The 16727-nt window shown below is 72.5% G+C and carries 13 protein-coding genes; 11 read left to right on the top strand and 2 right to left on the bottom strand.

What is annotated here, in order from left to right; all coding sequences use genetic code 11:
* Positions 1–109: 109 nt before the first annotated feature.
* From ACFV6D_RS05395 to fahA, 5 genes are all read left to right on the top strand, one after another.
* Complete coding sequence (locus ACFV6D_RS05395) at positions 110–1471, top strand: phosphoribosyltransferase family protein (RefSeq protein ID WP_380424749.1); 1362 nt, start codon at positions 110–112, stop codon at positions 1469–1471.
* Between the two features lie 205 nt (positions 1472–1676).
* The gene (gene hppD / locus ACFV6D_RS05390) at positions 1677–2891 is read left to right on the top strand and encodes a 4-hydroxyphenylpyruvate dioxygenase (protein WP_063349886.1); all 1215 of its coding nucleotides are present in this window, start codon (positions 1677–1679) and stop codon (positions 2889–2891) included.
* A gap of 160 nt (positions 2892–3051) precedes the next feature.
* Positions 3052–4278: a homogentisate 1,2-dioxygenase gene (locus ACFV6D_RS05385; protein ID WP_380424751.1), complete on the top strand. Its 1227-nt coding sequence runs from the start codon at positions 3052–3054 to the stop codon at positions 4276–4278.
* Entirely contained in the window at positions 4275–5156 is an 882-nt protein-coding gene (locus tag ACFV6D_RS05380; protein WP_380493144.1) for a hypothetical protein, read from the top strand. The genes ACFV6D_RS05385 and ACFV6D_RS05380 overlap by 4 nt, the downstream gene beginning before the upstream one ends.
* Entirely contained in the window at positions 5153–6376 is a 1224-nt protein-coding gene (gene fahA, locus ACFV6D_RS05375; protein ID WP_063349883.1) for a fumarylacetoacetase, read from the top strand. The genes ACFV6D_RS05380 and fahA overlap by 4 nt, the downstream gene beginning before the upstream one ends.
* 130 nt (positions 6377–6506) lie before the next feature.
* Here fahA and ACFV6D_RS05370 read toward each other — a convergent pair whose 3' ends face one another.
* Positions 6507–7280 carry an SDR family oxidoreductase gene (locus tag ACFV6D_RS05370; protein ID WP_063349882.1) on the bottom strand — a complete coding sequence of 258 codons (774 nt, stop codon included), beginning with the start codon at positions 7278–7280 and terminating at the stop codon, positions 6507–6509.
* Between the two features lie 97 nt (positions 7281–7377).
* On the opposite strand from ACFV6D_RS05370, the gene ACFV6D_RS05365 reads away from it, so the two are divergent.
* From ACFV6D_RS05365 to ACFV6D_RS05345, 5 genes are all read left to right on the top strand, one after another.
* Positions 7378–7989 (top strand): TetR/AcrR family transcriptional regulator, encoded by a 612-nt coding sequence (locus ACFV6D_RS05365; RefSeq protein ID WP_380558514.1) that lies wholly within the window; start codon positions 7378–7380, stop codon positions 7987–7989.
* A 185-nt stretch (positions 7990–8174) separates the two neighbouring features.
* Positions 8175–9224, top strand: coding sequence for an enoyl-CoA hydratase/isomerase family protein (locus ACFV6D_RS05360; protein WP_380558511.1), 1050 nt, complete (start codon positions 8175–8177; stop codon positions 9222–9224).
* Positions 9225–9325: 101 nt separating this feature from the next.
* Positions 9326–9988, top strand: coding sequence for a GntR family transcriptional regulator (locus ACFV6D_RS05355; protein WP_063349879.1), 663 nt, complete (start codon positions 9326–9328; stop codon positions 9986–9988).
* Positions 9989–10183: 195 nt separating this feature from the next.
* A complete protein-coding gene (aceE, locus tag ACFV6D_RS05350; protein ID WP_380558509.1) occupies positions 10184–12928 on the top strand; it encodes a pyruvate dehydrogenase (acetyl-transferring), homodimeric type in 2745 nt (914 codons plus the stop codon).
* Between the two features lie 172 nt (positions 12929–13100).
* Positions 13101–13886 (top strand): enoyl-CoA hydratase, encoded by a 786-nt coding sequence (locus ACFV6D_RS05345; protein WP_063349877.1) that lies wholly within the window; start codon positions 13101–13103, stop codon positions 13884–13886.
* Positions 13887–14036: 150 nt separating this feature from the next.
* Here ACFV6D_RS05345 and ACFV6D_RS05340 read toward each other — a convergent pair whose 3' ends face one another.
* Positions 14037–15851 carry an NAD-binding protein gene (locus tag ACFV6D_RS05340; RefSeq protein ID WP_380428117.1) on the bottom strand — a complete coding sequence of 605 codons (1815 nt, stop codon included), beginning with the start codon at positions 15849–15851 and terminating at the stop codon, positions 14037–14039.
* A gap of 254 nt (positions 15852–16105) precedes the next feature.
* On the opposite strand from ACFV6D_RS05340, the gene ACFV6D_RS05335 reads away from it, so the two are divergent.
* Entirely contained in the window at positions 16106–16705 is a 600-nt protein-coding gene (locus ACFV6D_RS05335) for an HdeD family acid-resistance protein (RefSeq protein WP_063349875.1), read from the top strand.
* Positions 16706–16727 lie beyond the last annotated feature (22 nt).

Below are 16727 nucleotides of genomic sequence, written 5' to 3'. Positions count from 1 at the left end.
CCTGGGGCACGGGCCGCGCCCTCGGCCCCCCGGCCCGCACCCCAGGCCCGCGCCCTCGGTGCCCCGCCCGACGCCGCCCGGACGTACCGTGGAACACGGAGGGCGCGTCATGCACGGCACCGGGACCCACTTCACCGACCGGACCGACGCGGGCCGGCGGCTGGCCGCCCGCGTGGGCCACTTGGGCGGCGCCGACACCGTGGTGGTGGCCCTGCCCAGGGGCGGGGTTCCGGTGGCCGCCGAGGTGGCGGCCGCGCTCGGCGCGCCGCTGGACATCTGCGTGATCCGCAAGCTCGGCGTGCCCTACCAACCCGAGCTGGGCATGGGGGCGATCGGCGAGGACGGCGTCCGGGTGCTGAACGAGCAGGTCATCCGGCTGGCCGGGGTCGGCGACGACCAGCTGGCCGCCGTGGAGCGGCGCGAGCGCACCGAGTTGGAGCGCCGGGCCCGCCGCTACCGGGGCGGCCGCCCGCCCGCCGACCTGCGCGGCCGCACGGTGATCGTGGTGGACGACGGCGTCGCCACCGGCTCCACCGCCCGGGCCGCCTGCCGGATCGTCCGGGCCCGGGGCGCGGCCCGGGTGGTGCTCGCCGTCCCGGTGGCCCCGGCGGACTGGACGCAGCGCCTGTCCGAGGTCGCCGACGAGCTGGTCTGCGTCGGTACGCCGTCGCCGTTCTTCTCGATCGGCGAGTTCTACGGGGACTTCGCGCAGACCGGCGACGAGGAGGTCCTGCGGCTGCTCGCCGAGGCCGCGGGCGGGCGCGTGCCAGGGCCGGTGGGCGTGGACCGCGAGCTGGTCCTGCGCGCCGCCGGTGTGCGCCTCGCCGGCCGGCTGACCGTCCCCGCCGCACCGAGCGGCATCGTGCTCTTCGCGCACGGCAGCGGCAGCGGCCGGCGCAGCCCGCGCAACCGGCACGTCGCCCGGTACCTGAACCGCTCCGGGCTGGCCACGCTGCTGTTCGACCTGCTCACCGAGGCGGAGGAGCCGGACCGCCGCAAGGTGTTCGACGTCGGTCTGCTCGGTGACCGGCTGACCGCCGTCGCCGAGGAGCTGGGCCGGCTGGAGGAGACCCGCGGCCTGCCGCTCGGCCTCTTCGGCGCCAGCACCGGCGCCGCGGCCGCGCTGCACACCGCCGCCGCCCTGCACACCGCCACCTCGCTCGGGCCCGCCGTCGGCGCGGTGGTCTCCCGCGGCGGGCGCCCCGACCTCGCCGGTCCCGACGTCCTGGGCCGGGTGAGCGCCCCGACGCTGCTCGTGGTCGGCGGCCTGGACACCACCGTGATCGACCTGAACCGGCGGGCCCGGGCCCGGCTGCACTGCGTGAGCGAACTGGCGGTGGTGCCGGGTGCGGGCCATCTGTTCGAGGAGCCGGGCACGTTGGACCAGGTCGCCGAGCTCGCCGGGGCCTGGTTCCTGCGCCACCTCGCCCCGCCCGGGACCGTCCAGGAGCCGGTGTCGCGGACCCCGTGAACCGGCCCCGATCGCAGCGCATTTTGCGCAGCCGAATGCGGGATTTCCTGATCAGCTTGTACACATTGAACAGTGAAATCCCGACCTGTTGCCCAGCTACCCGGACAGGAGCAAGCTCTCCGCCAGCCGCACCGCCCACCCGTTCGCGGCGCGGCCGCCTCAAGCGGACGCCTCAGAGCCGAGGCCAAAAGTGGAGGAACGACCGATGACCCCGCAGTCCCACGCCCTTGAGCTGACCCCCGAGGAGCGCGAGGCCGGCCTCGACGCCGACCAGCTGCGCCGCCTCGTCGGCCTCGTCGAGCACGACCCGGCCACCGACCCGTTCCCGGTCACCGCGCAGGACGCGGTCGTCTTCGTGGTCGGCAACGCCACCCAGACGGCCCAGTTCTACCAGGCCGTGTTCGGCATGGAGCTGGTCGCCTACTCCGGCCCGGAGACCGGCCGTCGCGACCGCAAGGCCTTCGTGCTCCGCTCCGGCTCCTGCCGCTTCGTGATCAAGGGCGGGGTGCTGCCGGACAGCCCGCTGCTGGACCACCACCGCCGCCACGGCGACGGCGTCGTCGACCTGGCCCTGGAGGTCCCGGACGTCGACAAGTGCATCGCGCACGCCCGCGCAACCGGCGCGACCGTCCTGGAGGAGCCGAACGACGTCTCCGACGAGAACGGCACCGTGCGCCGCGCGGCCATCGCCACCTACGGCGAGACCCGCCACACCCTGATCGACCGCTCCCGCTACCACGGCCCCTACCTGCCGGGGTACATCACCGCGCAGAGCAAGGTCCAGCACCCGGAGGGCTCGCCCAAGCGCCTGTTCCAGGCCCTCGACCACGCCGTCGGCAACGTCGAGCTGGGCCGGATGGACGAGTGGGTTTCGTTCTACAACCGGGTCATGGGCTTCGTGAACATGGCCGAGTTCGTCGGCGACGACATCGCCACCGACTACTCCGCCCTGATGTCCAAGGTCGTCGCCAGCGGCAACCACCGGGTGAAGTTCCCGCTCAACGAGCCGGCCATCGCCAAGAAGCGGTCGCAGATCGACGAGTACCTGGAGTTCTACACCGGCCCCGGCTGCCAGCACATGGCGCTCGCCACCAACGACATCCTCACCACCGTCGACGTGCTGCGCTCGCGCGGCGTGGAGTTCCTCAACACCCCCGACTCGTACTACGACGACCCGGAGCTGCGCGCCCGGATCGGCAAGGTGCGGGTGGACATCAACGAGCTGAAGTCGCGCGGCATCCTGGTCGACCGCGACGAGGACGGCTACCTGCTGCAGATCTTCACCAAGCCGATCGGCGACCGCCCCACCGTCTTCTACGAGTTCATCGAGCGGCACGGTTCGCTGGGCTTCGGCAAGGGCAACTTCAAGGCGCTGTTCGAGGCGATCGAGCGCGAGCAGGACGCCCGCGGCAACCTGTGAGTGCTGGGGAGCCCTGAGCACGGGGAGTCCTGAACACGGGGGAACCCCGGGCGCTGAGCAGCTCTGAACACTGAGAAGCTCTGAGCACCGGGGAACTCTGAGCACGGTCGGGCGTACCGTGAGGACGGTCGGCTGAGCACGGTCGAGGAGGAGCAGGGAGATGGCGTACTACCGGCAGCTGGGCAGCATCCCGCCCAAGCGGCACACCCAGCACCGCACACCCGAAGGCGGGCTGTACTACGAGGAGTTGATGGGCGAGGAGGGGTTCTCGTCGGACTCCTCGCTGCTCTACCACCGGGGTATCCCCTCGGCCGTGGTGAACGCGGTGCCGTGGGAGCTGCCGGACCAGTCCACGGTGCCCAACCACCCCCTGCTCCCCCGCCACCTCAAGCTGCACGAGCTGTTCGCGGACCAGGAATGGAAGTCCGCGGACGTCATCGGCAGCCGCCGCCTGGTCCTCGGCAACGGCGACGTGCGGATCTCGTACGTCGCCGCCGGGGCCCCGAGCGAGCTGTACCGCAACGGGCTCGGTGACGAGTGCGTGTACGTGGAGTCCGGCTCCGGCACGGTCGAGACGGTCTTCGGCTCGATCGAGGTCGGCCAGGGCGACTACGTGATCATCCCGCGCGCCACCACCCACCGCTGGGTGCCGGCCGGGGACGAACCGCTGCGCGCGTACTGCATCGAGGCGAACAGCCACATCACCCCGGCCAAGCGCTACCTCTCCAAGTACGGGCAGCTGCTGGAGCACGCGCCGTACTGCGAGCGGGACTTCCGCGGCCCGGTCGGCCCGCTGGTCGTCGACGCCGACGGGGATGCCGCCGGAGACGCCTCCGGAGACGTCGACGTGCTGGTCAAGCACCGCGGCCCGAACGGTGTCTCGGGCACCCGCTACACCGTGCCGCACCACCCCTTCGACGTGGTCGGCTGGGACGGCTGCCTGTACCCGTACGCCTTCAACATCCGGGACTTCGAACCGATCACCGGCCGGGTCCACCAGCCGCCGCCGGCCCACCAGGTGTTCGAGGGCAACGGCTTCGTGATCTGCAACTTCGTTCCGCGCAAGGTGGATTACCACCCGCTGTCGATCCCGGTGCCGTACTACCACGCCAACGTGGACAGCGACGAGGTCATGTTCTACTGCGGCGGCGACTACGCGGCCCGCAAGGGCTCGGGCATCGGCCAGGGCTCGATCTCGCTGCACCCCGGCGGGCACACCCACGGGCCGCAGCCGGGCGCGTACGAGCGCAGCATCGGCGTGGAGTTCTTCGACGAACTCGCCGTCATGGTGGACACGTTCCGCCCGCTGGAGCTCGGCGAGGGCGGCCGGGCCGGCGAGGACGGCAACTACGCCTGGACCTGGGCCGGTCGGGGGCCCGGGCGATGAGCGCCGCCTCGTCCGCCGTGACCAACCGGACGGGCCCCGGGGCGATCCCCGAGCTGTTCCACGGGCTCTTCGACGACGCCGCGGTGTTCCCCCCGGGGAACCTGCCGGTCGCCGAGGCGGTGCCCGCGCACCGCGGGCACCGCGCGGCCTGGTACGCCGAGGCGGTCGGCCCGCTCCTGTGCGGAGCGGGCCGGCTGGGCGAGTTGGCCGCGGCGGCTTCGGGCGGCGCGCCGCTCAGGGTCGGGCTCGTACTGCCGGGGGGCAGTGCCGAGCTCGGCCCGGCGCTCGCCGCCGCCGCACCCTTCGAGGTGGTCGGCGTCGAACTCGCCGTCCGGGACGCCGCCGAGGCGGTCGCCGCCCTGGACCGGCTGCTGCCGCCGAACGTCCCGGCCGCCGTCGAGCTGCCGCGCGAACTCCTGCGCGGCGACGGCCTGGACGAGGTGCTGGACGTGCTCGTCGACAGCCCCTACCGGGCGAAGTTCCGCACCGGCGGGGTGGTGGCCGAGGCGTTCCCGGACGAGGAGGAGCTGGCCGCCTTCCTCACCGGCTGCGCACTGCGCGGACTGCCGTACAAGTGCACCGCCGGACTGCACAACGCCGTCCGGCACACCGACCCGGCCACCGGCTTCGAGCACCACGGTTTCCTCAACGTGCTGCTGGCCGCGCAGGAGACCGACCGGGCCGCAGCAGCGGCGATACTGGCGGAGCGCGACGGTTCGGTGCTGGCCAAGGCCGCCCATGCACTGACCGACCGTCAGGTTACGGTGATCCGGAACTCGTTCACCGCGTTCGGCACGTGCAGCATCGCCGAGCCCCTGGACGACCTGGCCGCGCTCGGCCTGCTGCCGTCCACGTCACTGCCCCAGGAGGACCGTTGAGCACCACCCCCCGCAGCTGGCTCGCCAGCGCCCAGGACTCGCCGTTCGGCGTGCACAACCTGCCGTACGGCGTGTTCACCGCCGCCGACCAGCCCGGCCGGCGCCGGATCGGCGTGCGCGTCGGGGACTTCGTGCTGGACGCCGCGGCGGCCGCCCGGGCGGCCGGGGCGCCGTCCGTGCTGCTGGCCGCGGACTCGCTCAACCCGCTGCTGGCGGCAGGGCGTTCGACCTGGACGCAGGTCCGGGCCGACCTCACCCGATGGCTGACGGACGAGTCCTACCGCGAGGCGCTGTCGCCTGCGCTGCTGCCGGCGGGCGAGGTCCAGCTGCACCTGCCGTTCGAGGTCGCCGACTACGTCGACTTCTACGCCTCCGAGCACCACGCCACCAACCTGGGCCGGATCTTCCGCCCGGGCTCGGAGCCGCTCACCCCCAACTGGAAGCACCTGCCCATCGGTTACCACGGGCGGGCCGGCACGGTGGTCGTCTCCGGCACCCCGGTGGTGCGGCCCCACGGGCAGCGCAAGGCGCCCGCCGACCCGGCGCCGTCGTTCGGGCCGACCCGGCGGCTGGACATCGAGGCGGAGGTCGGCTTCGTCGTCGGCACCCCGTCCGAGCTGGGCCGACCGGTCGTCCTGGACGACTTCCGCGAGCACGTGTTCGGCGTCTGCCTGGTCAACGACTGGTCCGCGCGCGACATCCAGGCCTGGGAGTACGTGCCGCTCGGCCCGTTCCTCGGCAAGTCCTTCACCACCTCCGTCTCCCCGTGGATCGTCCCGCTGGACGCCCTGCAGCACGCCCGGGTCGCGCCGCCCGAGCGTGACGTCGAGCCGCTGGCGTACCTGGACGACCGCGACGGCGAGCCGTGGGGACTGGACCTGGCGCTGGAAGTCCGGCTGAACGGGCACCTGGTGTCCCGGCCGCCGTTCGCCTCGATGTACTGGACGGCACAGCAGCAGCTCACCCACATGACGGTCAACGGTGCCTCGCTGCGCACCGGCGACCTGTTCGCCTCGGGCACCGTCAGCGGGCCGGAGCCGGAAACCCGCGGCGCGCTGATCGAGCTGACGTGGAACGGCGAGGAGCCGCTGAAGCTCCCGGACGGCACCACCCGGACGTTCCTGGAGGACGGCGACGAGGTCACCATCACCGCCACCGCGCCGGGACCGGAGGGCGCCGTCATCGGGTTCGGCGAGGTGACGGGGCGGGTCCAGCCGTAGCGGGCCCGCAGCCGCCGGCCGACAACTGACGGCGAACAGATAACAGCTGACAGATTTCATCATCTGTCAGCTGTTATCTGTTACCCCCGCCCCCTCCCCGAACTCCCCCCGTGCGCCGAACGCACCACGCCTACAGGCCCGCTCCCCCGGTGGCGTCGATGACCCGGCCGGTGACCCAGCGGGCGTCGTCGGAGGCGAGGAAGGCGACGATGTCCGCGATGTCCTCCGGCTGCCCGACCCGGCCGAGGGCCGCGAGCGAGGCCGCATGGGCCTCCGCCTCCGTGTTGCCGCGCAGCCAGCCGGCGTTGACGTCGGTGTCGACGACACCCGGCGCGACCGAGTTGGCGGTGATCCCGCGCGGGCCGAGCTGCTTGGCGAGGTTGAGGGTGAAGGTGTCGAGCGCCCCCTTGGTCGCGCCGTAGGCGATGATCTCCGGCATGGCGAGGCGGGCCGCGCCACTGGAGACGTTGATGATCCGGCCGCCGTCGCGCATCCGGTGCAGGCCGTGCTGGACGACGAAGAACGGCGCGCGGACGTTGACGGCGAAGACCTCGTCGAAGCCCTCCTCGGTGAGCGCGGCGAGGTCGGCACTGCGCCCGATCCCGGCGTTGTTCACGATGATGTCGACGCCGCCGTCGGGCGCGTGCGCGCCGATCCCGGCATCGAACGCCTCCCACAGCGCGGCCGCGTCCCCGTGCCGGCCGAGTTCGGCGTGCAGCGCGAAGGCCCGGCCGCCGTCGGCACGGATGCCCGCGACGACCTCGCCCGCCGCCTCCTGATCGCGGGCGTAGCCGACGGCGACGGTGGCGCCGTCGCGGCCGAGCCTGCGGGCGATCGCCCGGCCGATCCCCCTGCTACCCCCGGTGACCAGCGCGGTCTTGCCCTTGAGTGCCTGCGTGCCCATGACTGAGCCCCTTCCTGCTTCGCCCACCACATTTGTTGAGTGCTCACTCAAGAAAGAAGCTAACACACTTGTTGAGCGGGTGTTCTAAAATTCCGGCATGACCGAGAACCCGACGCGGCCCCGGCGCGGACGACCGCCGACCTTCGACCGGGACGAGGCGCTGACGGCGGCGACCCGGCTGTTCTGGGAGCGCGGCTACGAGGCCACCTCCGTCACCGACCTGACCACCGCCATGGGCATCCGGCCCGGCAGCCTCTACGCCGCGTTCGGCGACAAGCGCTCGCTCTTCGAGGAGGTCGTCCGCCACTACGGGCACTCCCCCGTCGGCGCGTTCGCGGGGGCCGCCCTGCGCGAGGAGGCCAGCGCGTACGCGGCCTTCGCCCGCATCCTGCGGGAGGCGGCGGCCATCTACCCCGACCCCTCGCACCCGGCCGGCTGCCTGGTGATCAGCGCCGCCACCAACGTCTCCCCGCAGGACGCCGAGGTCCAGGCCCACCTGCGCGACCTGCGCAACCGCAACCTCCACGTCTTCGAGACCAGGCTGCACACGGCTCAGGCGGACGGCGAACTCCCGCCCGACGCCGACCCGCACGCGCTGGCCGGCTACTTCGGCGCGGTCATCCAGGGCATGTCGCAGCAGGCCCGGGACGGCGCCACCGCCGCCGACCTGGCCCGGACCGCCGAACTCGCCCTGCGCGCCTGGCCGTAGGGACCCGAACCGGGCCCAGCCGGCCGGTCGGCCGTGAGGACGGTCCGCCGGTCGACGGGTCGGCCGTGAGGACGGCCCGCCGCCCGGTCGGGTGATCACGGCTCCGCGCCGCCCCGGTACGGTGGACGACAGGAGTCGTCAAGACCGAGGAACGACCGAACGACCGAACGACGGGAACGGACCCGATGAACGCAGAGGTGGCGGAGGTCCAGGTCTCCCTGGACGGCGGGGCCGGGCGGATCGTGCTGAACCGACCGCGGGCGCTCAACTCGCTGACCCACGGCATGATCACCACCGTCCACACGACGCTGACCGAGTGGGCCACGGACGACCGGGTACGCACCGTCGTCCTGACCGGCGCCGGCGAGCGCGGCCTCTGCGCCGGGGCCGACCTCCGCGCACTGCACGACGACGCCAGGGCCGGCGGAGCCGGCACCCGGGCCTTCTTCCGCGACGAGTACCGGCTGAACGCGCTGATCGCCCACTACCCGAAGCCGTACGTCGCGGTGATGGACGGCATCACCATGGGCGGCGGCATCGGCCTGTCCGCCCACGGCGGGCTCCGGATCGTCACCGAACGTTCCACCGTCGCGATGCCCGAGACCCGGATCGGGCTGGTCCCGGACGTCGGCGGCAGTCGGCTGCTCGCGCTCGCCCCGGGCGAGTTGGGCACCCACCTCGGACTCACCTCGGCCTCGATGGGCCCCGGTGACGCGCTGCTGTGCGGGTTCGCCGACCACTTCGTCCCCTCGACACGGATCGCGGCGCTGCTCGACGCCCTGGCCGAGAGCCCCGACCCCGCCGCCGCCGCCGTCGCCTCGCACGCCGAGCCCGCGCCGGGGTCCGCGCTCGCGGAGCAGCGCGGCTGGATCGACGCCTGCTACGCGGCCGACACCGTCGAGGAGATCGTCGAACGACTGCTGAACTCCGGCGTGGCGGAGGCGAAGGAGGCCGCGGAGCTGGTCCTCGGCAACTCCCCCACGGCCGTCACGGTGACCCTCGCCGCACTGCGCCGGGCCCGCACGCTCCCCTCCCTGGAGGCCGTGCTCGACCAGGAGTACCGCGTCTCCTGCGCCGCGCTGAGCGGGCCTGACCTGGTCGAGGGCATCCGCGCCCAGGTGATCGACAAGGACCGCACCCCGCGCTGGTCCCCGGCCTCGCTCGCCGAGGTCGGGGAGGCGGAGGTCGCCCGCTTCCTCGCCCCGCGCGTGGGCGACGAGTTGGGCCTGGCCTGACCGGGCTGCGCCGCGGCCCCGCATCACCACGCGCCATGAACCACGAGTCGTGAACCACGAGTCGTGAACCACGCGTCACGAACCACGATCAAGGAGCCCGCATGACCCGCCCGATCCCGCTGCCGCCCGCCGGGGACGCCGACCCGCTGTCCCGGGTGCCGCTCGGCGAGCAGGTGCGCGGACTGCTGCTGGAGGGCCTGCTGAACGGGCGCTGGCAGCCCGGCGACCGGATCGTGGAACGGCGCCTGGCCGCCGAGTTGAACGTCAGCCAGGCGCCGGTGCGCGAGGCGCTGCGCTCGCTGCAGTCGCTCGGGCTGCTCGACGCCGAGCCCAACCGGGGAGTGCGGGTGCGCGAGATCAGCCCGGCCGAACTGCGGGAGGTCTACCAGGTGCGGGCCGCGCTGGAGCGGCTGGCCGCCGAGGCGGCGGTCGTCCGCCTGGCCGGGGACACCGCCGCCCTGGAGCGGCACGCGGAACGGATGGCGGCGGCGGCCGGGGCGGGTGACGCGCTCGGGCAGGCCCGGCACGGCGTGGCCTTCCACCGCGAGATCGTGGCCGCCGCCGGCAACGGGGCACTGCTGCGGACCTGGGAGGGGCTGGGCGTGGAGGTGTGGACGGTGCTGTCGCTGCACCGGGTCCGCCCGGAGCTGCACGAGAACGCGGCCGACCACGCTCCGCTGATCGAGGCCTTCCGGCGGCGGGATCCGGAGGTCGGGCGGCTGTTGGCGGAACACGTCCTGGAGTACGCCGACCGCTCCGCCTGAGCGGATCCGGGCGGGGTCCCGGCGCGGCACTATGGTTCGCATAAAGATGATCGATCATCGCTCACATTACCCTCCAGTAGCGGTTGACGCGCCGCCGGACCACTCCCTACCGTCCATAGAGACCTTCCATGGAGAGAAATGCTATTCCGCATCCCGGAATCGGCACTCTGAAGCACCGGCAAAGGGGAACCATCCGTGTCCCAGCTCGACCAGCTTCCCGACCACGACCCCGAAGAGGTCGCGGAGTGGCGCGCCTCCCTGGACGCCGCCCGCGACTTCGGCGGAGCGCACCGCGCCGCCCACCTGCTGCGCCGCCTCGTCGAACACGCCGAACTGCGCCGGCTCGACGTCCCGCCGCTCCTGGACACCCCGTACGTCAACACCATCCCGACCGGCGCCGAGCCCGAGTTCCCCGGCGACGAGGCGATGGAGCGGCGGATCACCGCCTGGAACCGCTGGAACGCCGCCGCCATGGTGACCAGGGGCAACCACCGCGGCGGCCTCGGCGGGCACATGGCCACGTACGCGTCCGCCGCCTGGCTGTACGAGGTCGGCTTCCAGCACTTCTTCCGCGGCAAGGAGGCCGACGGCTCCGGCGACCAGCTGTACGTCCAGGGCCACGCCGCGCCCGGCGTCTACGCCCGCGCCTTCCTCGAAGGGCGCATCGGCGAGGCCCAGTTGGACCGCTTCCGACAGGAGGCCGGCGGCGACGGCCTGCCCTCGTACCCGCACCCGCGCCGACTGCCGTGGTTCTGGGAGTTCCCGACCGTGTCCATGGGCCTCGGACCGCTGTCGGCCATCCACCAGGCCCGGTTCAACCGGTACTTGACCGCGCGCGGCATCAAGGACACCTCCGGCTCGCACGTCTGGGCGTTCCTCGGCGACGGGGAGATGGACGAGCCGGAGTCGACCGCCGCGCTCGCCCTCGCCGCCCGCGAGGGGCTGGACAACCTCACCTTCGTGGTCAACTGCAACCTCCAGCGCCTGGACGGACCGGTGCGCGGCAACGGCAAGATCGTCCAGGAGCTTGAGCGCCAGTTCCGCGCCGCCGGCTGGAACGTCGTCAAGTCGCTGTGGGGCGAAGCCTGGGACGACCTCCTGGCCCGCGACACCACGGGCGCGCTGGTGCGCAGGCTCGGCGCGGTGCCGGACGGACAGTTCCAGACCTACGCCGCCTCCGACGCCCGCTACGTCCGCGAGCACCTGTTCCAGGCCTCGCCCGAACTCCGGGCGATCGCCGAAACCGTGGACGACCAACGGCTGTTGGAGATCGTCGCGACCTCCCGGGCCGGACACGAACCGCGCAAGGTGTACGCCGCCTACCGGGCGGCGCTGGAGCACCGGGGCGCCCCCACGGTGGTGCTGGTGCAGACGGTCAAGGGCTGGACGCTCGGCCCCGGCTTCGAGGCCCGCAACGCCAACCACCAGATGAAGAAGCTCTCCGGGGCGGAGTTCCGGGCGATGCGCGACCTTCTCGAACTCCCCATTCCCGACAGCGCCCTGACCGGCGAGCTGGTCCCGTACGCGCACCCGGGCCCGGACTCCCCGGAGGCCCGCTACCTCCGGGAGCGGCGCGCCGCGCTGGGCGGCCCCGCGCCCGCCCGCCGGGTGCGCTTCACCCCGCTGCCCGAGCTGCCCGCGAAACCCTTCGAGACGCTGCTCAAGGGCTCCGGCACGCAGGAGATCGCGACCACCATGGCGTTCGTCCGGCTGGTCAAGGACCTGATGCGGGACAAGGCCACCGGCCACCGCTGGGTGCCGATCGTCCCGGACGAGGCGCGCACCTTCGGCATGGAGTCGCTCTTCCCGAGCGCCGGCATCTACTCGCCGCTGGGGCAGACCTACGACCCGGTCGACCGCGACCAGCTGCTCCACTACAAGGAGTCGGCGACCGGCCAGATCCTCAACGAGGGCATCACGGAGGCCGGTTCGATGGCCTCGCTGACCGCCGCCGCGACCGCGTACGCCACCCATGGCGAGCCGGTGATCCCGTTCTACATCTTCTACTCGATGTTCGGCTGGCAGCGCACCGCCGACCAGATGTGGGCCCTGGCCGACCAGTTGGGCCGAGGCTTCCTGATCGGCGCCACCGCCGGACGCACCACGATGACCGGCGAGGGCCTGCAACACGCCGACGGTCACTCGCAGTTGATCGCCTCCACCAACCCGGCGGCGCTGTCCTACGACCCCGCCTTCGGGTACGAGGTCGCGGTGATCGTCCGCGAGGGCCTGCGCCGGATGTACGGCAGCAGCCCCCAACACCCGCACGGCGAGGACGTGTTCTACTACCTGACCGTCTACAACGAGCCGCTGCCACAGCCGCCGCTGCCGACCGGCACGGATGTCACCGACGTTACTGCCGTCGCTGACGTCGCTGACGTCGCTGACGTCACCGACGGCATCCTGCGCGGGCTGTACCGCTACCGCCAGGCGGAGCCCTCGCTGGGCGGCGACGCGCCGCGGCTCCAGCTGCTCGCCTCGGGCACCGCCGTGCGCTGGGCGCTCGCCGCCCAGCAACTGCTCGGCGAGGACTGGGGCGTGGCGGCGGACGTCTGGTCGGCACCCTCCTGGACGGAGCTGCGCCGGGAGGCGCTGGACTGCGACGCGGCCAACCTGGCGCAGGCGGCGGCCGGTACGGGCGCGGCGGCGCGCGTCCCCTACGTGACGCGGGCACTGGCAGGGGCGCCCGGGCCGGTGCTGGCGGTCAGCGACTGGATGCGCGCGGTACCGGACCAGATCCGCCCGTGGGTGGAGCAGGACTGGACGTCGCTGGGCACGGACGGCTTCGGCCTCTCCGACAGCCGGGACGCGGCGCGGCGGCACTTCGGCGTGGACGCCCAGTCGGTCGCGGTGGCGGCGCTGGCCGCGCTGGCGCGCCGGGGCGAGGTCAAGGCGGAGACCGTCCGGCAGGCGGCCGAGCGCTACGGGGTCCGCTTCTGACCCCTGACGCCCCGCGTCCGGAGCCCTGGGCCCCGGCTCCGCAGCGAAGGAGCCGGGCCCGTGACGACCGTCTCGCATACCAAGACTGGCGCGAGGCGGGGCGCGTCGTAGATCGTTGGATGGTCAGGGCGCGCCCGCGCGGCGCCGAGCAGCGGAATGGGAGTCAACGGCGATGACCGAGACCGAGACCTACGAGACGATCCTGGTCGAGCGCAAGGGCCGGGTGGGGCTGATCACGCTCAACCGGCCGAAGGCACTCAACGCGCTGAACACCCAGCTGATGAACGAGGTGGTCGCGGCCGCCACCGCCTTCGACCGGGACCCGGAGATCGGCTGTCTGGTGATCACCGGCTCGGAGAAGGCGTTCGCGGCCGGCGCCGACATCAAGGAGATGCAGGGCAACCGGTTCCCGGACGTCTACCTGGACGACTGGCTGGGCCCCTGGGACCGGCTCGGCGCACTGCGCAAGCCGGTCGTGGCGGCGGTGGCCGGGTTCGCGCTGGGCGGCGGCTGCGAGCTGGCGATGCTGTGCGACATCCTGCTGGCGGCGGACACCGCGAAGTTCGGGCAGCCGGAGATCAAGCTCGGTGTCATCCCGGGCATCGGCGGTTCGCAGCGGCTGACCCGGGCGGTCGGCAAGGCGAAGGCGATGGAACTGTGCCTGACCGGCCGGATGATGGGCGCCGAGGAGGCCGAGCGGGCCGGCCTGGTCTCCCGGATCGTCCCGGCGGACCAGCTTCTGGCCGAGGCCCTGACGGTAGCCGAGACCGTCGCGGCGATGTCCACCCCGGCTGCGGTCATGCTCAAGGAGAGCGTCAACCGCGCCTTCGAGACGACCCTCGCCGAGGGTGTCCGCTTCGAGCGTCGGCTGTTCCACGCGGCGTTCGCCACGGCGGACCAGAAGGAGGGCATGGCGGCGTTCGCGGAGAAGCGCCCGCCGTCCTTCACCAACCGGTGACCTGGCCGCTTACGGCTTACGGCTGACAGGTAACAGCTGACAAGTAACAGATAACAGCTAACAGATTTCGTCATCTGAAATCTGTTAGCTGTTATCTGTCAGGTGTTATCTGTCGGCTGTTACCTGTCAGCTGTTATGCGTCAGCCGCCGTCACACCTCGTCCACCAGCGCCGTGTTGAGCCGGGCGAGCCCGCTACGGGTGGCGGCGACCACGATCTGGTCGCCCGGGGTGAGGCGCCGGGTGCGGTCGGGAAAGTTCCACTGCAACTGCGCACTGCGGGCGAACCGGACGGCGATCACCCGGACGCCGCCCGGGTCCTCCAGGTCGTGCCGGTTCATGCCGATCAGCCCGCTGCCGTCCTCGACCGTCAACTCGGCGATCAGCAGCACGTGCCGGAACACCGACAGCATCCCGCGCACCTCGCGCCCCATCAGGGCGGCGGCGAAGGCGGGTGCGGCCAGGTACGAGACCGAACGCGAGGCCGCGTTGTCCAGCGTCGCGTAGAAGTGCCCGGCGAAGTTGTCGTCGAACAGCCGGACCACCACACGGACTTCGGGATTCCCGTGGCGCGCCTCCAGGGCCGCCTCCAGGTTGGTGGCGTCGTCGCCGCTGACCGCGACCAGCGCCCGGCTGTGCTTCAACCGGGCGCGACGCAACTGCTCCTCGAACGGGCCGTCGCCCAGGACCACCGGGATGCCGAGCGCCCGGGCGGCGGCGATGCCCCGGGCCTGCGGGTCACGCTCCATGCAGACCACCGGCACGCCCAGTTCGTGCAGTTGGGCCGCGACCCGGGTGCCGACGTTGCCGAGGCCGACGACGATCACGTGGTCCCGGGTGCCGGCCCCGGGGTTGCGGGGCTGCCCGCGCCGCCCGGAGCCGAGCACCTCGACCGCGATGGCGGTGGCGACCGGGGCGAAGGTGATCCCGCAGATGGTGATCACCACCTGCGCCACCCGCTGCCACAGCCCGCCCGTCCCGGTCCCGGCGGCGATGTCGGCGAGTTGGTCGGGCTGGGCGGCGCCCGCGAGGTCGAGCAGCGAGATGTAGAGGGTCCAGCCGAAGTTCCGGTTCAGGTACCAGAGCACGCCGAAGGCCATCAGCACCGCGGCGAGGGCGGTGAGCAGCACCAGCCGCATCCGGGCGCTGGTGAAGAAGCGCATCATGTCGAGCAGCCGCCAGCGCGCCCGCCGCGCCCAGCTGATCGGTTCCCTGGGTTCGATGCGCAGCGCTTGGAGGGCGGCCACGCCGTCCGGTTCCTCCTCGGGCGCCGGCTCCGGTTCCGCTTCGCGGCGGACGCCACCGGGGCGGACCGGCCCGTCGTCGCCGAACTCGCTGGCGAGCCGGACGAAGTCGGCCGAGTCGCCGCGCTGTTCGGGCAGCAGGCGGATCTTGCTGAGGTCCTGGCGGTCGATGTGGTCGGCGACCACGCAGATCCGGTCGGAGGTGATGGCCTCGTCGAAGGCGATGTGCAGGAAGCGTCCACCGATCTCGACCGAGTTGGGCCGCCCGAGCGCCGCCGCGGCGAAGGCGGGTGCGGCGGTGGCGGATCCGGAGAGCGCGGCACCGTTCCTGAGCAGCCGTTCGATGTTCTCACCGAGGCGCTGGTTGAACATCCGGAGCACGATCCGGATGTCCGGGTTGTGGCCTTGGGCGCTGAGCGCGGCGTGGATGTTGTCCTGGTCGCTGCCCTCGACGAGGGCGAGGCCGCGGGCGGTGTCGATCGACACCTCGCGCAGCGCCTCGTCGGTGATGCTGGCGTACTCGACGACGGCGGCGACGCCGGGGAGTTGCTCGATCTGCGGCGCGTGGTCGCGGGTGCGATCGGCGACCAGGACGACGACCGGGACCTCGTAGTGCTCGACGAGTTCCAGGACCAGCCGGTGGGCAAGCGCGTTGCCCCCGCAGACGATGTAGTGCTGACTGACCGGCTCTACCGAACGGGTCCCCCACCCTTCAGAAGTCATACCGCCGGATGATATCGACGGCAGGTGGCCGGACGGTGTCGTTCCGGCGACCGGCAGGCCACCGGAGCCACTCCATCGAACATTCGTCTCCTCCGCACGCCCTCTCCCATCCCCCTTCCGTCCCCCTCCGCTTCCTCTCCCCCCTCTCTTGTCTCCGTCCCCCGAACGGCCGTACCCGACGCGCCGGTCGACAGTGGCCCGGCCAGGCTGGGGTTCGGCCCCTGCCCGTCCCCGGCCCCGAGGAGTACACCACCGTGGTTTCCCCGATCATCACCCCCGACGGTTCCCCGGTCCAGGGTCCGCTCGGCCAACTCGCCAAGGCCGCCTGGCAGGTCCTGCTGCTCGCCGGAATCGTCTCGCTGGCCCTCGGAATCGTCGTCTTCGTCTGGCCGAAGGAGACCCTGCTGGTGGTGGGCGTGCTGTTCGGCCTCTACCTGCTGGTCATCGGCATCGTGCAGCTGATCGCCGCGTTCGGCACCCACGCGACCACCGCGCTGCGGGTGCTGGCCTTCATCAGCGGGGCGATCTGCGTCCTGCTGGGGCTGCTCTGCTTCCGCAGCGCGGCGCAGTCGCTGCTCCTGCTGGCGATCTGGATCGGCATCGGCTGGCTGTTCCGGGGCATCACCCAGCTCGCCGCCGCGGTCTCCGACCCGGCGATGCCGGCCCGTGGCTGGCAGGCCTTCGCAGGCGTGGCCAACACGGTGGCCGGTGTGCTGCTACTGGTCTGGCCGGTCGGTTCGATCGCCGCGTTGGCCGTCCTGGCCGGCTGCTGGCTGGTGATCCTCGGACTGATCGAGATCGTGACGGCCCTCCAGATGCGCGGCCGGGCCAAACAGATCCCGGCGGGGGTCTGACTCCACGGCCTGACCTCACGGG

It is taken from the genome of Kitasatospora sp. NPDC059812, from assembly GCF_042732075.1.
In the GTDB taxonomy this organism is placed as follows: domain Bacteria; phylum Actinomycetota; class Actinomycetes; order Streptomycetales; family Streptomycetaceae; genus Kitasatospora.
Note: the sequence above shows the minus strand (reverse complement) of the source record. Positions and strands in the feature narration are given on the sequence as shown.

Bases quoted from the DNA above. Each gene is read 5' to 3' on its own strand.
- ACFV6D_RS05395 (WP_380424749.1), top strand. From the start codon at position 110: ATGCACGGCACCGGGACCCACTTCACCGACCGGACCGACGCGGGCCGG.
- hppD (WP_063349886.1), top strand. From the start codon at position 1,677: ATGACCCCGCAGTCCCACGCCCTTGAGCTGACCCCCGAGGAGCGCGAG.
- ACFV6D_RS05385 (WP_380424751.1), top strand. From the start codon at position 3,052: ATGGCGTACTACCGGCAGCTGGGCAGCATCCCGCCCAAGCGGCACACC.
- ACFV6D_RS05380 (WP_380493144.1), top strand. From the start codon at position 4,275: ATGAGCGCCGCCTCGTCCGCCGTGACCAACCGGACGGGCCCCGGGGCG.
- ACFV6D_RS05370 (WP_063349882.1), bottom strand. From the start codon at position 7,280: ATGGGCACGCAGGCACTCAAGGGCAAGACCGCGCTGGTCACCGGGGGT.
- ACFV6D_RS05365 (WP_380558514.1), top strand. From the start codon at position 7,378: ATGACCGAGAACCCGACGCGGCCCCGGCGCGGACGACCGCCGACCTTC.
- ACFV6D_RS05360 (WP_380558511.1), top strand. From the start codon at position 8,175: ATGAACGCAGAGGTGGCGGAGGTCCAGGTCTCCCTGGACGGCGGGGCC.
- ACFV6D_RS05355 (WP_063349879.1), top strand. From the start codon at position 9,326: ATGACCCGCCCGATCCCGCTGCCGCCCGCCGGGGACGCCGACCCGCTG.
- ACFV6D_RS05345 (WP_063349877.1), top strand. From the start codon at position 13,101: ATGACCGAGACCGAGACCTACGAGACGATCCTGGTCGAGCGCAAGGGC.
- ACFV6D_RS05340 (WP_380428117.1), bottom strand. From the start codon at position 15,851: ATGACTTCTGAAGGGTGGGGGACCCGTTCGGTAGAGCCGGTCAGTCAG.